A 19,750-nucleotide genomic window follows, 5' to 3' on the forward strand; every position below is an offset into this window, starting at 1 on the left:
GGCTTTGACATTAATTTTATTGGCCCTTGGCACCAGTGTGTCAGCGCAGGTGCTGCGTGTTCGCTCGGGCGAACACGATGGATACACCCGTCTGGTGATACAAGTGCCTGCCGGCACCGATTGGGTTATGACTCCAAACGAACGCGGTGCTGATCTGAATATTGCTATCAAAGGCGCCACATTCGATACCGGAACCGTATTTGACCGGCTGACCAGCAAAAGACTTCAGTCTCTAACTCAGGCTAGTTCAGGTGGAGCTCTGAAGATGGTCTTTGGATGTGAATGTGTCGCCACCGCATTTCTGCATCAACAAACTATGGTGGTCGTGGACATCTCGCCCGGTAAATTCATTCCGGTTGCGGTTCCAAAAATCGACGTGGTGACAGACCTTCACCCGGACATCGCAAAGCAAGCTCCGCCTCCAGTACACATCCCTGCAACTGCGCTGACGTTGCCCTTGTTGCAAATGAGTCATCAAAACTTTGAGGACGAGCTGATATCCCGCATATTACAAAGCGCAGATCGTGAGGTTATTGACCTCACACTTGCTGGTAATGGGCGCAGACAATCCGCTCGTTTTGGACCTTTTAGAACCTCAGACGCACAAGCGCCCAATTTACGATTGTCTTCAGTTCTGGACGACGCCCGGGGTCTCGAAAGTCTGGCACTTCCAGAATTCGATGCCAAATTTGAATGCATCACCGATGCTGAACTGGAGTTCGACTCCTGGGCAGGCCCCGAACCATTTGTGGTGCAGGTAGCGCAACTGCGAACGGGGCTATTCCAGGAGTTTGATCGACTCGATCAGGAAAAGGCCCTGAATCTGGCCAAGCTGTACACATATTATGGATTCGGAGCCGAAGCGCTGCAGGTGTTGGATCTGCTGCCAGGAACGACGGCAGAGCAACAACGTATCTCGACGGTGGCGTCTACTCTCGATGGTTTGACTGCGTCTGAACCGCACTCATTCGCGGGTCAACAAAATTGCGAAAGCGCGGCAGCGCTATGGGCGCTTCTGGCCGAGGGGAAACTGGCACCGGAGGCACAGCTGAACATAATCGAGCACGCATTCAACCGGCTTCCCGAACACCTTAGGCGGCAACTCGGGTCGACTCTGGCAGACTTACTGGCAACAGCCGGGCGGCTGGAAGCAGCGCGGCGTATTTTGCGTTCGGTAGACCGAGTGATGACAGCTGAAACGGCCGACGTGACCCTGACCAAGGCCACGATCGCCGATGCCGAAGGCGATGCAGATACTGCGAATGCTCACTTGACTGAAGTCATAGCCACCCCAAGTGCTTCTGAGGAAGCGCCTCTGGCGCTGGCGCGGTTGATCGAAAAAAGATGGGCTGATCGGGTTTCGATACCACCCAAAGATCTTGATTTAGCGGCAGGTTACGCACGTGAACTCAGAAACTCCGAACTCGGGCCCATGATGGCGCGCGCTCATGTGCTTGCGTTGTCGATGTCGCAGGAGTTCGATGGTGCCATGCATCATATCCAAAATGCACCTGACGATAAGGATTCGCGCCGCACGCGAGATCAGGTGCTGCAACTGCTTGTTGAGCGGGCGGATAACATCACCTTCCTGCGCTACATTTTCGGACTGAAGGAGAAAACTCGCATTACCCTGAGCGTGGATACGGCCACATCGGTGGCGCATAGGTTGGTCAATCTTGGGTTTTCGAGCGCTGCCCGGGAATGGACAGACCCATCGGGCGATCAAAACCATGCTATCGAGCGTGCCCAGATTCGGGCGCGTTCATCTCTACTAAGCGACCATCCTCGCCAGGCTTTGCTGGAATTGTCTGAAGATCCCTCAGACGACGCGCGAGTATTGCGGGCTCAAGCTTTGGCGCGGGTGCAAAACTTCTACGCCGCGGCGGAATTGTTGAGAGAAACTGGTCAGATCGAGGCTGCCGACCGCCTATCCTGGTTGGCGGGCACGAATGAGATTGATGCCGAGGATTCGAATGTCTTCAGCGATCTAAATCGAATCAGAATATCGTTAGATCAACCGATTGAACGGCAATCTGACAAACCTCTTGCAGATGCCAAAACGCTTATTAAGGAGAGCGCCAATGCCCGCGCGCAAATTTCTGATATGCTTGAAATCGTGCAAACAGGCGGATTGAATTGATCGGACCCGCAGCGCCCAGTGGTTATGCTGTTTCAGAGTTGGTCATTCGTCATACACCTTATTTCAGTCTCTAACTTGGCGATTCTCGATCATGTAGTTTAATTCGGCGTGGTGCCGTATCAACATGCGGGTGGGTCGTATATCAGGGCAGACAGATTGGAAAAGCTCGACCCGGGTTGGGTCAACTTCAAAGTGGCCGCAAGGATCTGGGCGGCCCGATTGCCCCCCACAGCTGGCGCTGCAAATTCGGTGAATTTATCGGTGATCTCCTGTTTGCTCAGGGGATTTTCCTGACCACCGCGCGCGTTGATATCACCTGAATGATAAACAGATCCTTCCAAGGTTTCGATCTCGACATCTGCCCATCGTCCTGCTGGGAAACGGGCAGAGTGACGCGGGCTCTCTTTGACCTTAATCAGCTTTGTTATCTCTGCGACCGTTGGATCAGACAGGCCTTTGCCCGAGATATGTTCCACGCCAATGCGGCCGTGAACTGCCTGAACCGCTACAGCAAATGGCAACGAGTATTGAGCTTGTGAGGTAGTCAGAGGATGGCCAGAATACAAACAAGCTGCTTCTCTAAAGCTGTTGATGCGGATGGCTGCGATCTGTTGATATGTCAGCTTATGTTCCTGCATCAGCATCCGAACACCGTCAATTGATGCATGTGCCCAACGGCAGATTGGATAGGGTTTGATATATTGCTGCTCAACTTGCCAGACCCGGCCAAGATCGTCCCAGAATGGAACAGCCTCTTTCGCCTCGATCGTGATTGCAGGTGCTCCGGTAAATCCGCGCTCGGCCAGGATGGCAGATGACAGCCCCACCAGGGCACCCCAACCGGAACCGTCGTGCAACATTGTTGGATTTGCAATCTCGCGCATCATTTGGCTGCGTGGCCCGTGGAATTCCGCAATCCCCAACGCCTGTCGCAGTTGATCTGGGGCATGACGGCGCAAACGCGCCGCCACAGCAGCGACGCCCAGCGCATTCCAAGCACCGGAAGTGTGATAGTCACTGACCGTTGCGTGTAGGGTCAGGCCAGCCCGACCCGCGATTTCATACCCGATGATCATAGCCGCCAGAGCCTCACGACCCGACAGATCCGGGGATTGTTCGGCCAACGCAGCAAGCGCCGGAACAATGGCAACTCCGATGTGGCCTTTGACGGGATTGAACCCGTCATGGGCATCCAGATTATCGGTTTGACTGGCAGTTGCATAAGCTGCACCTGCAAGACTGGCGTGCCGCCCGTCGAACAGCATCCGAGCGCTAAAATCAGGCTCTGAACTTGCAAAAAGCAACGCTGCGGTATCCCGGGCGATCCCACCGGCCTGCATCGATCCTGCAGCGATCAGAACACCCATCGTATCCAGCAACAAATACGCAGCTGTTTCGCGGGCTGTGTCGGGAATGTCTTCGGCGGTGCTGTTCAGAGCAAACTCGGCAACCCGGTCAAAAACGTTGGTCATTTCACTGGCTCCGCAACGGTTTTCGTATCGCGCAACCTGTTTCCGGCGGGGTCGAACGGCGGCTTTAAAAGGAGTTTAGCTTTGTGTGGTATTCCAAGGATGAAGATCTCGACCGTGTCTCCGGGTTTTGCGGCTTTGGGGTTGGCGAAACCCAGGGCCAGGGATTTGCCGACCGAATACCCATATGCGCCGGAAGTTACCCGGCCCACCGGGGTACCGTCGGGGGTGAAGATCGGTTCGCCGCCAGTGGCGTCGGCTTTGTCCGCATCGACCTCGAATATCGAGAGCACCTCGCGCGGGGCGTTATCATTGACCCGTAGATAAGCATCTTTGTGCAGAAATTCTTTGTCCAGCTTGATTAGACCTGACAGGCCAACCTCTTGTGGCCAGTATTCCTGAGAATACTCTCGCCCCCACGAGCCATACCCCTTTTCGATGCGCAAAGATCCCAGTGCGCGACCACCAACCGGGCCACCGCCCAGGTCTTTTGCAGCCTCCAATAGCGCTGAATAGAGCATGGTTTGATCTGATTCCGCGCAATGCAACTCCCACCCCAGATCGCCAGTAAAGCTGACACGGATAGCCAGGCAAGCGATACCGGCCACCTTGATTGTGCGCGAGCGCATAAAGCGGAACGCGTCGTTTGAAAGGTCTGCATTGGTCAGCCGCTGTAACAATTCGCGCGACTTGGGCCCAGCCACGTTGAAGCCTGCGATGCGATCGGTGGCGACCTCAAGCGTGGTGCCTTCGGGCAAGCCGATCATGTTGAAAAACCGCTGATGATAACGCTCGGCCATACCCGAGCCGATCATCATATACTCTTCATCAGCTACCTTGGTGATGGTAAAGTCACCAGCCACGCCGCCGCGAACCGAAATCAGGGGTGTCAGGCACGAACGACCTACCTCGGTCGGGACCTTGTTAGCCACCAGACGATCCAGCCAGTCATAAGCACCTGGGCCTTTCACGACGTAATTGGCGAAGTTCGAGATGTCGATCACACCCACATGATCGCGCAGCATCTGCACCTCGCGGCCCACCGGTTCCCACCAGTTCTGACGGGTGAACCCATTGGTTTCTTGTACACCGGGCTGATCGGCAAACCACAGCGGATGTTCCCAGCCGCAGTTCAAGCCAAAGACCGCGCCCAACTCCTTTTGCATTTCATAGGCGGGGCGGACACGCGCGGGGCGTCCCGCGCTGCGCTCCTCATTGGGGAAATGGATGGCGAAACGATGGGTATAGGCATCCTCAACCCGCGCCTTGGTAAAGGCCTTGTCGGCCCAGTCGCCGAACCGGGCTAGATCCCAGGCAAACATGTCGTATTGCGGCTCGCCTTCTATCATCCATTGCGCAGACAGCAGACCCAGCCCGCCCGATTGCGAGAAGCCCGGAATGATGCCGGTGCAGCAGAAATAGTTCTGCAGCTCGGGCACTGGGCCCCAGATTGCGTTTGAATCAGGAGACCAGATCATCGGCCCGTTGATCACCCGTTTGACGCCCGCCGTGGCAGCGACCGGTACCCGTTCTGTGGCGCGGATGACATTTTCCATGATCCGGTCCAGATCGTCTGGGAACAGGTCATGGGCAAAATCCAGCGGCGTGCCGTTTTCGGCCCAAAACCGCATGTCTTTCTCGTAGGCGCCGATCAGAAGGCCGTTGCCTTCCTGGCGGAAGTAATATTCTCCGTCCCGGTCAGCGATCGAGGGTAGGCGGCGCCCAAGATTAGCCACTTCGTCGATGGCTTCAGTGACGAAATACTGATGCTCGGTCGGTTGCAGTGGCAGTTCGATGCCCGCCATTGCAGCCACTTCGCGCCCCCACAGGCCCCCCGCATTCACAACCCATCGAGTGTGAATGTCCCCCTTATCCGTGCGCACGATCCAAGAGCCATCGGATTGCTGTTCAGTCCCTATTACAGGGCAAAACCGCTCAATTGTGGCCCCCATTGCCCGCGCACCCGCAGCGTAGGCGTGGGTAACCCCGGACGGATCGACATTGCCACCATCGGGTTCGAACATGATGCAACGGATGTCGTCAAACTGCGCCAGCGGGTGAAGTTCACTCGCCTGTTCGCAGCTGATCTCATAAAAGTTCAAACCGTAGAATCGGGCTTTTGCCTCCTGCAGACGTAGCTGATGTTCGCGATCTTCGGTTTGCGCCAGATACAACGAACCAGATTGGAAAACCCCGCAGCCCTGCCCGGTTTCCTTCTCCAGCTCTTTATACAGGTTCATCGTATAGTGCTGGATGCGGGTGATGTTGTTGTTGTCATGCAGGCCGTGGATGTTCGCTGCCGCATGCCAAGTTGATCCCGAGGTCAGCTCATTGCGTTCCAACAGAACCACATCGGTCCAACCAAGCTTGGCCAAATGATAGAGGATTGAGCAGCCAACCAATCCTCCTCCGATCACGACGGCCTGAGCGTGGGTCTTCATGGTCTGATCTCCTGTCTGCGAACCTAGTGCTCTCAGGAAAGTCAGCCACAGCCAAATGTCAGGTTATGCTCTGTTCCCGACGCGAAATGTCGGGAACAGAGTCTGAATGACCGGTTTTGATCAGTAAGGGGCCTCGACATCGTTCATCGAAACATACACTGTCTTCATCTCGCTGAAGTGGTTGATCGCCAGTTTCGAGTTCTCGCGCCCCACGCCCGACATCTTGGACCCACCGAACGGGGCCTCAACCGGGGCGAGGTTATAGGTGTTGATATAGCAAGTGCCAGCTTCGAACCCCGCCACAATTCTATGGGCGCGGGTCAGGTCATTGGTGAAGACACCGGCAGCCAGACCGAATTCGGTATCATTGGCACGCGCCAGCACCTCTTCTTCGGTTTCAAAATCCAGCACCGACATCACAGGTCCAAAAATCTCTTCTCGTGCGATTGTCATATCGTCGGTGACGTCGGCAAAAACTGTGGGCTGCATGTAGAACCCGTCACCTGCGATCCTGTCGCCGCCGTAGACCAACCTCGCACCCTCGGCTTTACCTTTTTCGACATAGCCCAGCGCAATATTCATCTGGTTTTCGCTGACCATCGGGCCAAAATTGACCTCCTCATCCAGCGGATCACCAATTTTCGCGGTGGCCAGCCGCTCGGACAAACGCGAAAGAAATGCTTCCTTGATACCCTTTTGTACAAAGACGCGAGTGCCGTTGGAACAAACCTGCCCCGAAGAATAGAAGTTGCCCAAGATCGCACCCGAGACCGCATTGTCGAGATCTGCATCGTCGAAAACGATCATCGGGGACTTCCCGCCCAGCTCCATAGTGACGTGTTTCATGCCATCGGCTGCCGCCGCATAGACCTTGCGGCCTGTTGGAACCGACCCCGTCAGCGAGACCTTGGCCACACGCGGATCGGTAACCAGGCTGGCCCCGACATCTCCATAGCCTTGCACCACGTTGTAGATACCTTTTGGCGCGCCCGCCTCGATCAAGATTTCGGCCACCTTCAAAGCTGACAATGGTGTGGTTTCAGACGGTTTGAAGACCATCGCATTGCCGCAGGCTAGCGCCGGGGCACCTTTCCAACAGGCGATCTGGGTCGGGTAGTTCCACGCACCAATGCCGACACAGATACCCAATGCCTCGCGGATCGTATAGACGAAATCTCCACCCCCAAGTGGGATATGTTCGCCGGTCAGAGACCCTGCCAAGCTACCGAAATATTCCAAAGCATCTGCGCCGCTGGTCGCGTCCGCCACAAGTGTTTCCTGCAGCGGTTTGCCGGTGTCGTGGGTTTCGAGAACTGAAAGCGCCCGATTGCGATCCCGCATGATGTCTGACGCACGCCGCAGGACCCGGCCACGTTCCGTGCCCGACATGGCGGCCCAGCTTGCCTGAGCCGATTTTGCGTTATTTAGAGCCTGTTCTACGATTTCAGATGTTGCAGAATGCAACCGCGCGATAATTTCACCGGTGGCTGGATAGATAACGTCGATTGGGGTGCCTCTGGTATCTTCAACATATTCGCCGTTGATGAAATGGCTGGCCTTGGGCTGAAATTTCATGCCGAATCCTTCTCTTTTCGGACTACCCCTGCGCAAGGGGAGGTGTGTGTTGCCGACAGACTTAGCTTTCATTGATTGACCAGTCAATAAATCTGGTGATTGGCAGGTTCTCGCCGAATCCAAATGGCCTTCTCTTGAAATGAAAGGTCAATGTTCTATTTATGTTCTACATAGTCAGAGGATAACCCCGATGGCCCAGAACATGCGAAAAGCCGCACTTGGCGGCACGTCAAACGATTATCACCTGTTGCCTGTGACAGATCGGCAGATGCGCTATGCCCGCGCGATTGCGCAACAATCCGCGCTTGAGATTCCTGTCGAGGCGCAACACGACCGTAAATCACTATCAGACTGGATATCGGCCCATAAGCCGCATGACCCGTCGCCTTTCGCAAACTACCCAACGGGCAAGCAGGTCGCGTTTGCGGAGCGTATCTCGCTCACTAAACGGCGTCCGATCCCATCCGAGTGTTTCCGCGACAGACAATTGATGTCTCGATGGATCGATCACAACAAATAAGCTGGTCTACTTGCTGTGGTGGCGCGCGTATAGCGCCACGGCTGCGGCTACAAACATACTCAACAGGATATAGCCCGTAACCGCCTCGGCCACGGCCAACCCACGGCACAGGCCGGTCGGGGACATGTCGCCATATCCGACCGTGGTGAAAGTGACGTACGAAAAATACAGAGTATCTGCCGGTCCTTTGGCGCCGACAACACAATAATCCTCATACCCGAAGGCGCCGTAGACGGCGGCAAATAGGAACGGCACAACCTGAATGAAGGACACCCCCATCAAGAACAGTATTCTGCGCGGGGATTTAACCTGTGTTATGTAGTAGTAGGATTGCGAAGCCATCCAGACCACCAGCCCAACCGATGCAATCGTACCGATCGTGTCACCTGCGGTGGTTTCATTCAGACGCGACAAACCATACCAAGCGAGAAAACTGGCCAGAACCAGCCCTAATGCCGCCAATAGGGTGGATTTCCATTCTTCCAGAGTTCTGGGTTCGTGAGTCATAATCCGCTCCATCAGGCAGGCCCAAAGGCATCATCCGTTTTTCGGCATAGCCTGCAAGATGAATTCAATCTGACCCTAGATGTTCCTCACCTCGCGCGCGGGCCAGCTGGATTTGTCTCTGCCGCTCGCGAAACCGTGCCTTGTCCTGTTCGGACGTCTCATCAACACATCGATGGCAAGATACACCATGTTCGTATTCAGGGCGCTTTACATCTTCAGGCAGGATTGGGCGGCGGCAGCCATGGCAAAGCTTGTGTGGGCCTTCGACCAGCCCATGACCAACTGAAACGCGATTGTCGAAGACAAAACACTCACCCTGCCACGTGCTGTCTTCGCGTGGCATCTCCTCGAGATAGCGCAGGATGCCACCTTTCAGGTGGTAGACATCCTCGACGCCCTGCCCCAGCAGATAATTAGTGGACTTCTCACATCGAATTCCGCCGGTGCAGAACATGGCGACACGCTTGTTGTGAAATCGCTCTTTGTTTTCTTCCCACCATACTGGGAAATCGCGGAAACTTGCCGTGTTTGGATCTATTGCGCCTTCAAACGTGCCGATTGCAACTTCGTAGTCATTGCGCGTATCGATCACCACCACATCGTCCGAGCGGATCAGATCGTTCCAGTCCTCGGGCTCAACATAGTTTCCGACACTGGCACGTGGGTCGACATCGGGCTGCCCCATCGTCACGATCTCTTTTTTCAGACGCACCTTCATCTTACCAAAGGGTGGGTGGTCTGAGGTTGCCTCTTTCCATTCCAGATTGTTGCAACCCGGAAGCGCGCGGATATGCGCCAGCACCGCATCAATCCCAGCGCGGGGGCCGGCTATGGTGCCGTTGATCCCCTCGTGCGCCAGCAACAGGGTTCCTTTCACCGATTGAGCGCGGCAAAGCTCGTGCAAGGCAGGGCGCAATGCATCAGGATCAGGGAAGCGTGTGAAATGGTATAGGGCAGCGATTGTGTACATGTGCGCGATCTAATGCGCCTGATGAAAACACACAAGAGACAGCATTGACGATCCACGCTGCGCGCCATACCGATTATGTAACTGAAGGAGACCAACATGTCCCACGCGCTGCTCGTCATCGATGTTCAGAATGATTTCTGCCCGGGAGGTGCACTCGCAGTTGCGGGTGGCGATGAAATCGTCGCTCCGATCAACGCGATCATGGGCGATTTCGACGCGGTGATCCTGACTCAGGATTGGCATCCGGCGGGGCATTCGTCTTTCGCCAGCTCACATGACGACAAATCCCCGTTCGAAATGATCCAGATGCCCTACGGCGCTCAAGTCCTGTGGCCTGATCACTGCGTTCAAGGCTCGGATGGCGCGGCCTTTCACCCGAACCTGCGTACCGATGGCGACCTGATCATCCGAAAAGGCTTTCGCCGCGACATCGACAGTTATTCGGCATTCTTCGAAAATGATCATTCCACTCCGACTGGTCTGAAAGGCTATCTTGAAACGCGCGGGATCGGACAGTTGACGATGGTTGGACTGGCGACAGATTTCTGCGTCCATTATTCGGCGGTAGATGCGGCACAACTGGGATTTGACGTTACTATCAGAACCGGTCTGTGCCGTGCGATAGATATGGATGGATCATTATCAGCTGCCGAGAAATCAATGCGCGAAGCGGGTGTCAAATTGGCCTGAGGATCAATTCGCTGCGCCGTACTCCGCCAGGAGCTTCAGCAACACAAACAAAATCACAGCCAGCCCCAACGCAAATCCCAATCGCCCAACCAGGGTGCGCCGTTCTGGACGTACCGGCTCGGGGCTTTGGGATTGTACAGGTCGCGCAGGTGCCGGGCGGAGAACATGACCGGGCTTAGCTGCCCTGATGTGCGCCAGGAAGTGATGAAAATCAAACTCGCCGCAATATTCGCCCTGAACACCCATGTTCCGAATGTTTGCAAAAAGCCGTTTCAGTATTACGACGCGATTCTCGGAATCCTCGGGCCGGTAATATCCGGTGGACCGATTGTCACTCACCGTATCCAGACTGAAGCCAGATTCCAGAAATATGCGACGTATTTTAGGCGAAGCTGCCCGCAAGGCATCTGCAGTCTTGATATTCCTGAACTGCGCGCGCACCGGGGGTCGCCCTGTTACCGCTGTGTGTCCATGTTCCGGATCAACCTCATCCGGAGCAATCGCCACTATGTCAAAGTCGTACTCGAGACTCATTCACCAAATTCAACCTCTCAACCATCCCCACCCCCTCACTAAAGCGCGAAGGACACTCATAATATGCCCGCAATGTGACTTGTCATGGGCATTGTTACCAATCCAGCGACTCTTGCCAATCAGCGCGCTGATTGATCTAACAACGGAAATCGCAGGAGGTCCCCATGGTCGACATCGCGACGAGGGTCTACAATCACAAATGGAAGATTGACCCAATTGTGCGGTCATTAATAGACACAGACTTCTACAAACTGCTGATGTGCCAGTCAGTGTTTCGTAATAAGCCCCAAACAGACGTGGTTTTTTCGCTCATTAACCGGTCGAATCACGTTCCATTGGCGAAATTGATCGATGAAGGTGAGTTGCGTGAACAGCTGGATCATATCCGTTCCCTCAGTCTCAGCCGGGGCGAAAGCACCTGGCTGCGCGGCAATACGTTCTATGGCAAACGCCAGATGTTCCGTCCTGATTTCATGGAGTGGTTCGAAAATCTGTGTCTGCCGCCTTATCATCTGGAACGCAAAGGCGATCAGTATGAACTGACCTTCGAAGGCAAGTGGCACGAGGTCATGTTGTGGGAAATCCCAGCATTGGCTGTGCTGATGGAGCTCCGCTCGCGCGCAGTTCTAAACGGGATGCGCCGGTTCGAGCTTCAGGTACTGTATGCCCGCGCAATGACACGCGTTTGGGAAAAAATCGCCCAGCTTCGCAACATTGAGGGGCTGGGGATTGCGGATTTCGGCACACGACGGCGGCATTCGTTTCTGTGGCAGGACTGGTGCGTGCAGGCGATGATCGAAGGTTTGGGACCATCTTTCACCGGTACGTCCAACTGCCTGATTGCGATGCGCCGCGAAGTAGAGGCTATCGGCACCAATGCACATGAATTACCCATGGTCTATTCGGCTCTGGCTGAAGATGACGCTGCGCTCGCCCAAGCGCCATATGATGTGCTTAGCGACTGGCATGAAGAACATGACGGTAATCTGCGTATTATTCTACCTGATACCTATGGCACCAAAGGGTTTTTAGCCCGCGCGCCCGACTGGCTGGCAGGCTGGACAGGAATACGTATCGACAGCGGCGATCCTGCAACCGGGGCCGAAATTGCAATTGATTGGTGGAAATCTCGAGGTGAAGACCCCACTCAGAAACGCATTATCTTCTCGGACGGATTGGACGTGGACAAAATTCGCGAGCTGCACGCCCAGTTTGCTGATCAGACCAACGTATCGTTTGGCTGGGGCACTCTGCTGACCAACGATTTTCGCGGGCTTGTTCCAAATGACGCGCTGGCCCCCTTCTCGGTGGTCTGTAAGGCAGTGTCCGCCAATGGCAAACCAACCGTGAAGCTGTCTGACAACCCGGAAAAGGCAATGGGGCCAACAGATCAGATTGAGCGGTACAAGCGGGTTTTTGGCGTCGGAGCGCAGAAAGCGATCGAGGTGATCGTTTAGCCGTGATAGGCAGCGACCGTCTTAAGCTGTGAGAACCCGTACAGCGCCTCGAAGCCTTTTTCGCGGCCGTGGCCGGATTTACCAACACCTCCAAAAGGCAACTCAACACCGCCGCCCGCACCATAGTTGTTGATGAAGACTTGCCCCGACTGCAGCCCCTTGGCCAGTCGCATCTGGCGTGCCCCATCCCGCGTCCAGACGCTGGCGACAAGGCCATAGTCGGTGCTATTCGCTATGCTTAGAGCCTCTTCCTCGGTTTCAAACGGTATCAAAACCTGAACCGGGCCAAATATTTCATCCCGCGCAAGCACATGGTCCGGAGGGACGTCAGCAAAGAGTGTGGGCAGGACATAAGCCCCATTTTCTGGGGCGTTTTCCGCGATTTGCCCCTGTCCGGCGATGGTCAAATCCGCGCCCTTCTCAAGAAAACCGTTTACGATCTGTTTTTGCCGTTCCGAGATCAACGGCCCGACGCGCGGATCGTTCATCGCCGGTCCCACGGATAGCTCGCTATATGCGTCGGCCATGCGAGACTTGACCTGCTCATAAACGCCCCGCTGAACCAGTATGCGAGATGAGGCCGAGCAGGTTTGGCCCGCATTCTGAATGCCCGCATTCACCAGAAACGGCAGCGCGGCATCCAGATCGGCATCATCGAAGACCAGTTGCGGCGACTTGCCGCCCAATTCCAGCGTCACCGGGACAACATTTCGACCAGCCGCTTGCTGCACAAGTGCTCCCGTCGCGACCGACCCGGTGAAGGAGATATGATCGACATCTGGGTGTGCCGATAGCGCCGCGCCTGCTTGGGCTCCCAGTCCGGGCACCGCATTCAAGGCTCCGGGTGGCAAGCCCGCTTGAATAGCCAGATGAGCGAAGGCCAATGCGGTCAGGCAGGCTTCTTCCGCCGGTTTCAGAACGCAGGCGTTGCCCATCGCCAGCGCCGCCCCGACCGAGCGGCCAATGATCTGCATCGGATAGTTCCACGGCACGATATGGCCGGTCACACCATGCGGTTCGCGCAGCGTGTAAACGGTGTAGCCATAAAGGTAGGGAATGGTCTCGCCCATCACTTTATCAGCAGAACCGCCGTAAAACTCGCAATACCGCGCCAAGGCAACGGCATCCGCCCGCGCCTGGGTCAGCGGTTTGCCGACATCCATCGCCTCAAGCTGTGCCAGATCATCGACCCGTTCCAGAACCAGTTGCCCCAACCGGGTGAGAACACGCCCCCTTTCCAGCGCGGTCATGCGACCCCATTCATCATCGCGCGCAGAACGGGCGGCCTGCACCGCAGCATCTATATCGCGTTCGTTACCCCTTGCGATCTGGCAGATTTCAGAGCCGTCCGAGGGATTAACAAGCGTCAAGCATTGCCCTGAAGCAGGTGTTTTCCATTCACCACCAATCAGACACAGGCTGGGATCGAACCAGAGGGGATTAGACATCAGAAACTCCTAATATAGGCTCTAATAAAGTACTTTTGGATCATGCAGCCCCCTGTCCGATCTCTGGCAGACTGGGCGCTGCATCGATTAGCGTTCGCGTGTAGGGGTGCTGTGGCTGGATAAAGACCTGCTTGGTTTCACCCTGCTCGACAATCTTGCCGGCCTGCATCACCAACACGCGGTCGGTTATCGTACGAACCACACTCAGATCGTGGCTGATAAACAGATATGTCAGATCGTAAGCCTCACAAAGCTCGACCAAAAGATCGAGGATCTGGGCGCGTACCGAGACATCGAGGGCCGAGACAGCTTCATCGAACAGGATCAACTCGGGCTGGATGATCAGCGCACGGGCGATGGCGATCCGTTGGCGTTGCCCGCCCGAAAACTCGTGGATATACCTGCTTGAGTCATCCGGGCTGAGGCCAACCGCAGTAAGCATTTCGGCAATGCGATCCTGCCGTTCGGACACGTTTGGCGGGGTTTCGAGTAGGTGAAACGGCTCGGTGATCAGGCGCGCAACCCTGTGGCGCGGATTAAAACTGCCGTAGGGGTCCTGAAACACCACCTGCATCTTGCGACGTACTGTCAGATTGGGTTTATGGCCTGTAAATACAGGCTGACCATCCAGAGATATTCGGCCTTGTTGCACCTCTTCGAGACCCAATATCGCCCGTGTTAGGGTCGATTTTCCGCAGCCGGACTCACCAACCAACCCCAATCGTTCCCCTCGGTTCAGCGTAAAGCTAACCTGATCGACGGCCCGGTGATGGCCAGGTGCATCGAACAAGCGCTTTCTGGGCAGGCGGTAGTCCCGAACCACTTTGTCGACTTCCAGCAATGGCCGTGGCTCTGGGGCTACCGGCAGGTTGACCTGATGCCCCGAAGCCTCGAACAGCATGCGGGTATAGGGGTGTTGCATATGGCGTAGCAGATGTTCAGTTGCGCCGGTTTCAACCACCTCGCCATGCCGCATAACCACGATCTGATCCGCCATGCCAGCAACCACTGCCAAATCATGGGTGATCATCAGCAGACCCATGCCGTATTCCGTCACCAGTCCTTTGAGCAAGTCGAGGATTTGTGCCTGCGTCGTCACGTCCAGCGCCGTTGTCGGCTCATCAGCGATCAGTAACCGGGGGCGCAACGCAATCGCCATGGCGATCACCACACGCTGACGCTGTCCACCCGACAGCTCGTGCGGAAAGCGTGTCATAGGGAACCGGTCGGTGGGCAATCCGACCCGCGCCAAAACCTCTTCGGCCCGTTCGCGCGCCTGGGCGGGGGGCATGGTCTTGTGGATCAGGATGGTCTCCATCACCTGATCGCCAATTGTCTTGACCGGGTTCAAGGCAGTCATCGGTTCTTGGAAAACCATTCCGATCGCGGCACCCCGCAGGGCGCACATCTCTGCTTCTGACTGATTCAGCAGGTTCTGACTGTCAAGCTGCAGCACCCCTTCCGCATCAGCCCCGCTGGGCAGCAACTGCATCACGGCAAGGGCGGTCATGGATTTTCCCGAACCGCTTTCACCGGTCACAGCCACGATCTGCCCAGGGACAATTGACAGGTTAATCTGCTTTAAAATCGGTGTGCCATGGATGGCTACTGAGAGGTTCTTGATCTGCAAAAGGCTCATGCGCGGGCCACCCGTATCCGAGGGTCCAACCAGTCGCGCAAGCCATCACCCAGAAGGTTCAGACCTAGAACCGTCACGATGATCGCCAAACCCGGAATCAGAGCCAAATGCGGGGCAAAACTGACCATAGTCTGCGCGTCGGCCATCATTCTGCCCCAGCTTGGTGTGGGCGGTTGCGCGCCCAGGCCGACATAAGACAGCCCGGCCTCGGCCAGAATACCCAGAGAGAATTGAATCGTTCCCTGAACGATCAGCAGATTGGCGACATTGGGCAGGATGTGTTCAGCCGATATGCGTGCCGCCCCTTTGCCTGACACGCGGGCGGCGAGGATGAACTCGCGCTCCCACAGCGACAGGGCCGCACCTCGGGTGATCCGCGCAAAGACAGGGATGTTGAAGATACCGATGGCGATGATCGCGTTGATGGCCCCGGCACCAAAGACAGCGGTGATCAGAATGGCGATGACAAGAGAGGGGAATGCAAAGACCAGATCGTTGCCGCGCATGATGACTTCGTCCAGCCACGATCCTTTGCGCGCGGCAGCGGTCAGGCCCAAGGGGACGCCCAGCGCCATGCCGATCCCGACGGCCACCAACGCTACCGCAATCGAGGTACGAGCGCCGACCATGATCATCGAGAACATGTCGCGCCCGAAATGATCGGTGCCGAACCAGTGTTGCGCGTTTGGCGGTTGCAGCTTGGCCGGAATATTGAGCGCGGCATGGTCATATGGCGTCCAGACAAACGATACGAGCGCTGCCAGAAGCACCAGCGAGGACAGTGCGGCACCAAGGATCAGGTTGCGGCTCATGTCCTGCTCCTCAGTCTTGGATCGACGGCGGCATAGGCCAAATCGACCAAAAAGTTCACCATGATGACGGCGAAGACCAGCAACATGACGACCGATTCCACTACGATCAGGTCACGTGCAGAAATCGCCTGAAACACCAGCCGTCCGAGGCCTGGCAGATAGAAAACCTGTTCGATGATGATTGAGCCTGCCAGCAGGAAGGAAAATTGGAGCCCGATGATCGTCAGCACAGGAATCAGAGCATTCCGCACCCCGTGTCGCCACAGTGCCTGACGGCGTGACAGGCCCTTGGCGCGGGCAGTACGCATAAAATCCTCGGCCAGAATATCCAGCAATGCCGATCGCATGACCCGCGCAAGAATAGCCGCCTGTGGCAGGGCTAGGGCGATCGCAGGCAGGGTCAGAGAATGCAGGCCTGTCCAGACGCCGTTTTCCCAACCCGCGAACCCGCCGGCATTGAACCAGCGCAGATTGATCGCAAAGATCAGCACCAGCATCATTGCAAACCAGAAGTTCGGCACTGCTATCCCGAGTTGCGTTGCGCCCATTACAGCCAAGTCACCCGGTTTGCCACGCCGTGCCGCTGCATAGATACCAGCGGGAAACGCAATAAGCGTGGACAGGGTCAGTGCGTACAACGCCAGCGGCAACGACACCCATAGTCGATCCGTAATCATCTGCGACACCTGCGTGCGATAAGTGTAGGATGTGCCGAAATCCCCAACCAGCATCCCGCCGACCCAGTTGAAATACCGTTCGGCTTTGGAGACATCGAGACCCAATTCAGCCCGCAGGGCGGCCAAAGTGTCTGCCTGCGCGTTCACACCCAGCATGAACGACGCCGGATCACCGGGCGCAATCTCGATCACCGCGAAGATGACAACCGAGGCGACGGCCAGACTCAGGATCAGCGACAGCAGGCGTTTGAGGGCATAACGTAGCATTGGTAACAGGCTAAGTGTCTGGATTGCGCGGGTCCAGCACCTACTCGTAGGCCTGTCGCTCGTCGTTGACCAGTTTGATCGCACAGGCCGAGAGATTGGCGGCGGGCTCAGTCTCTGACAGCCATTCAAGATTGGTTTCAGTACGAGCCAGCGCGGCGCGGCGCAGGACCATCAACCGGGCGCGCGGACTATCCAGAAACTCATCTTGCGGGATCACCGTTTCAAGCGGGCTGTCGATCCGGATGGCCTCATAATACCCGCCCGTCAGTGCCAAAAATGCAAAAGCGCAGGCCGGAGCGTCATCGGTACATTGCTGATTGCAAAGTTGGGCAATGGGGTGTGTCTCTTCCGATGACATCAGCCAACTCTCTACCGATTGACGCCACGGGTTATCCAGCGAGATATCGCCGTACCCTAGCCCAAGCGCCAGCAGACCCGCCATACCCAGCGCTTGGTCCGAGTTTGCGTCGACCGGATCAGGTTGAATATGACGCAATGCTGCAAGCCCGTCTCCGCGTGGTTCTGGAGTTTGAGACAGATAGGCCAAGTAGGGTTTCAAGGCCTGCATGACCTGATCATCGGCCAACAACGTCTCACGCATTATGGCGTTACCATACAGCGCCACGATGCGTGTTGGATAATCCGTGGCCTGATGCTCACCAAGCGCGTTGAGTTTTGCGATCAGGTCAAGATCGGGGTTCGGATGCTTGGCCTGGAGTAAGATTTGCGCCAACTCGTTTCCAGCGCGTGCCTCGACCGTTAACCACGACTGCCCAAAGGCCGACCAATCTTTCTGGCGAAAAAGCTTTCGCGACTGTTTGGGTCCCAGCGATTGACGATATGGCGACGGCCCAAGATCCGATGTTTCGATCCGACCCAGTAACAGGCGCGCTTCTACGTCACCTTCAGCGGCAAGCTCTGCCAGCATGGGCAGGGCCTGCTCATCGTCGCCTTGCAGCCACAACTCAACCGCCTGGCTAAGCGATGAATCGGCCCGAGCAACAGATGTAATAGCGATCTGCGCCGCGAGGGTAAGAGCGACGAAGATTGACTTGACCATGCACGGACCTCCCTGGGGTCTATTCGTCCCAACTGATGGCAGTCAGGTCGATGGCTGCGGTGGGCGCGTTTTCCCACAGACCCTGAACACCTGCCTTGGCAACCCCGAGCTTGGCAAGCTGAAACAGATACCCGTTAACGTAATCGGTTGCGATCAGGCGCTGCGCCTCCCCCAACAGACGAGTTCGTTCATCAGGGTCGGTGGTGGAATTCAGAGTGTCCATCAAAGCCTGAAAATCGGTGCTGTCATATTGGAAGTAATAGTCAGGACGCGCATAGATACCGATATCCATAGGCTCGGTGTGGCTGACGATGGTCAGGCCGAACTCCTTGCCTTTGAACACGCTTTCCAGCCATTGCGCCCATTCCACATTGATGATCTCGGCTTTGATGCCAATCTCGGCCAGCTGAGCAGCGATGATCTCACCCCCGCGCCGAGCGTAAGAGGGCGGTGGCAGGTGCAGCATGGTCTCGAACCCGTCGGGATATCCGGCCTCGGCAAGAAGAGCCTTAGCTTTCTCAGGGTCGTAGGCCGAATTACCAGTCAGATCGACATAAGCCGGGTTGTGCGGCGCGAAATGGGTGCCGATGGGTGTGCCATAACCGAACATAGCGCCGTCGATGATGGCTTGCCGATCGATGGCATGGGCTAGGGCCTGCCGCACGAGTATATCGTCAAAGGGTTCTTGTTTGTTGTTGGTCGATAGGATTGTCTCACCCTCAGTCGAGCCGACAAGGACCTGAAAGCGCGGATCGGCCTCGAACTGAGGCAGGTTCTCGGGCGCAGGGAAGTTGTCGAACACGTCCACATCCTCGGCCATCATGGCGGCGAATGCGGCGGTCGGGTCCGAAATAAATTTGAACGTTGCAGTCTCTAACGCGGGCTGATCGCCCCAATAGTCGGGATTTCGATTCAGGGTGATGCTGTCCCCTTGCACCCAATCGGCAAAGGTGAACGCACCCGTGCCAACCGGGTTGGTCTTAATATTTTCGATACTTTCCGGCGCAACGATGACCGCGTCACCCCAGGCAAGGTTGAAGAGGAAATTACCGTTCGGTTCCTTCAACGTCACCTGAACGGTCTGAGGATCCACAACTTCGACAGTCTCAATCCCAGCAAACAGAGCCTTTTGTGCATTGGCGCTGTCTTCCGCGTTCGCCCGGTCGAGGCTGAACTTGACGTCCTCGGCATCCATCGTAGTGCCGTCATGAAAAGTCACGCCATCGCGCAGTTTGAATGTATAGACCGTGCCGTCATCCGAAATCTCCCAGCTTTCAGCCAACCCCGGAACAACCGATCCATCGCCCATAAAGCGGGTCAGACCTTCGAAGATGTTGGTGTAGACAACCGAATCGATTGCCTGAGCGGCGGCGCTGGTTGGGTCCAGATGCGGCGGCTCTAGCTGCATGGCGATGGTGATGTCGGATTTAGCCAGAGCCTGCGTGGCAAACAGGCTGGCACCTAGGGCCAAGGCCGACGCGAATGAGCGAAAGCGCTGCTTTGTCATGAAAATCTCTCCCCACATTATACGACTATTCCGCTGA

General features: G+C 56.2%; 16 protein-coding genes. 4 read left to right on the forward strand and 12 right to left on the reverse strand.

Annotation, left to right across the window (positions count from 1 at the left end; all coding sequences use genetic code 11):
• Positions 1–4 precede the first annotated feature (4 nt).
• Positions 5–2,140 carry a hypothetical protein gene (locus ACRZ91_RS14925; RefSeq protein WP_480906710.1) on the forward strand — a complete coding sequence of 712 codons (2,136 nt, stop codon included), beginning with the start codon at positions 5–7 and terminating at the stop codon, positions 2,138–2,140.
• A 119-nt stretch (positions 2,141–2,259) separates the two neighbouring features.
• Here the strand turns inward: ACRZ91_RS14925 and ACRZ91_RS14930 are convergent, their stop codons facing one another.
• From ACRZ91_RS14930 to betB, 3 genes are all read right to left on the reverse strand, one after another.
• Positions 2,260–3,612 (reverse strand): MmgE/PrpD family protein, encoded by a 1,353-nt coding sequence (locus tag ACRZ91_RS14930; protein WP_480906713.1) that lies wholly within the window; start codon positions 3,610–3,612, stop codon positions 2,260–2,262.
• Positions 3,609–6,050 (reverse strand): GcvT family protein, encoded by a 2,442-nt coding sequence (locus ACRZ91_RS14935; RefSeq protein WP_480906716.1) that lies wholly within the window; start codon positions 6,048–6,050, stop codon positions 3,609–3,611. The genes ACRZ91_RS14930 and ACRZ91_RS14935 overlap by 4 nt, the downstream gene beginning before the upstream one ends.
• Positions 6,051–6,170: 120 nt before the next feature.
• Positions 6,171–7,625 carry a betaine-aldehyde dehydrogenase gene (gene betB, locus ACRZ91_RS14940; RefSeq protein WP_480906719.1) on the reverse strand — a complete coding sequence of 485 codons (1,455 nt, stop codon included), beginning with the start codon at positions 7,623–7,625 and terminating at the stop codon, positions 6,171–6,173.
• A gap of 190 nt (positions 7,626–7,815) precedes the next feature.
• On the opposite strand from betB, the gene ACRZ91_RS14945 reads away from it, so the two are divergent.
• The gene (locus ACRZ91_RS14945; RefSeq protein WP_480906722.1) at positions 7,816–8,145 is read left to right on the forward strand and encodes a hypothetical protein; all 330 of its coding nucleotides are present in this window, start codon (positions 7,816–7,818) and stop codon (positions 8,143–8,145) included.
• A gap of 6 nt (positions 8,146–8,151) precedes the next feature.
• Here ACRZ91_RS14945 and ACRZ91_RS14950 read toward each other — a convergent pair whose 3' ends face one another.
• Both ACRZ91_RS14950 and trhO read right to left on the reverse strand, forming a co-directional pair.
• Complete coding sequence (locus tag ACRZ91_RS14950) at positions 8,152–8,652, reverse strand: potassium channel family protein (RefSeq protein ID WP_480906725.1); 501 nt, start codon at positions 8,650–8,652, stop codon at positions 8,152–8,154.
• Positions 8,653–8,716: 64 nt separating this feature from the next.
• On the reverse strand, positions 8,717–9,622 hold the full coding sequence (gene trhO, locus ACRZ91_RS14955; RefSeq protein ID WP_480906728.1) for an oxygen-dependent tRNA uridine(34) hydroxylase TrhO: 906 nt from the start codon (positions 9,620–9,622) through the stop codon (positions 8,717–8,719).
• 96 nt (positions 9,623–9,718) lie between these two features.
• On the opposite strand from trhO, the gene pncA reads away from it, so the two are divergent.
• Positions 9,719–10,312: a bifunctional nicotinamidase/pyrazinamidase gene (pncA, locus tag ACRZ91_RS14960; RefSeq protein ID WP_480906730.1), complete on the forward strand. Its 594-nt coding sequence runs from the start codon at positions 9,719–9,721 to the stop codon at positions 10,310–10,312.
• Positions 10,313–10,315: 3 nt separating this feature from the next.
• On the opposite strand, the gene ACRZ91_RS14965 is transcribed toward pncA, so the two are convergent.
• The gene (locus ACRZ91_RS14965; protein WP_480654686.1) at positions 10,316–10,846 is read right to left on the reverse strand and encodes a hypothetical protein; all 531 of its coding nucleotides are present in this window, start codon (positions 10,844–10,846) and stop codon (positions 10,316–10,318) included.
• A gap of 164 nt (positions 10,847–11,010) precedes the next feature.
• Here ACRZ91_RS14965 and pncB point away from each other — a divergent pair, with 164 nt between their 5' ends.
• Positions 11,011–12,303 carry a nicotinate phosphoribosyltransferase gene (gene pncB, locus ACRZ91_RS14970; RefSeq protein ID WP_480906732.1) on the forward strand — a complete coding sequence of 431 codons (1,293 nt, stop codon included), beginning with the start codon at positions 11,011–11,013 and terminating at the stop codon, positions 12,301–12,303.
• On the opposite strand, the gene ACRZ91_RS14975 is transcribed toward pncB, so the two are convergent.
• Genes ACRZ91_RS14975 through ACRZ91_RS15000 form a run of 6 tightly spaced genes read right to left on the reverse strand, consistent with a single transcriptional unit; the run spans position 12,300 to position 19,713 of the window.
• Positions 12,300–13,751: an aldehyde dehydrogenase family protein gene (locus ACRZ91_RS14975; protein WP_480906735.1), complete on the reverse strand. Its 1,452-nt coding sequence runs from the start codon at positions 13,749–13,751 to the stop codon at positions 12,300–12,302. The two genes, pncB and ACRZ91_RS14975, sit on opposite strands and share 4 nt — an antisense overlap.
• A 40-nt stretch (positions 13,752–13,791) precedes the next feature.
• Positions 13,792–15,390, reverse strand: a complete 1,599-nt coding sequence (locus tag ACRZ91_RS14980) for an ABC transporter ATP-binding protein (RefSeq protein ID WP_480906738.1) — start codon at positions 15,388–15,390, stop codon at positions 13,792–13,794.
• Entirely contained in the window at positions 15,387–16,202 is an 816-nt protein-coding gene (locus ACRZ91_RS14985; RefSeq protein WP_480906741.1) for an ABC transporter permease, read from the reverse strand. Before ACRZ91_RS14985 ends, ACRZ91_RS14980 begins: the two co-directional genes overlap by 4 nt.
• The gene (locus ACRZ91_RS14990) at positions 16,199–17,146 is read right to left on the reverse strand and encodes an ABC transporter permease (RefSeq protein ID WP_480906744.1); all 948 of its coding nucleotides are present in this window, start codon (positions 17,144–17,146) and stop codon (positions 16,199–16,201) included. Before ACRZ91_RS14990 ends, ACRZ91_RS14985 begins: the two co-directional genes overlap by 4 nt.
• Positions 17,147–17,186: 40 nt before the next feature.
• Positions 17,187–18,206 (reverse strand): hypothetical protein, encoded by a 1,020-nt coding sequence (locus tag ACRZ91_RS14995; protein WP_480906747.1) that lies wholly within the window; start codon positions 18,204–18,206, stop codon positions 17,187–17,189.
• A gap of 19 nt (positions 18,207–18,225) precedes the next feature.
• Entirely contained in the window at positions 18,226–19,713 is a 1,488-nt protein-coding gene (locus ACRZ91_RS15000) for an ABC transporter substrate-binding protein (RefSeq protein WP_480906749.1), read from the reverse strand.
• Positions 19,714–19,750 lie beyond the last annotated feature (37 nt).

It is taken from the genome of Ruegeria sp. O11 (genome assembly GCF_056535285.1).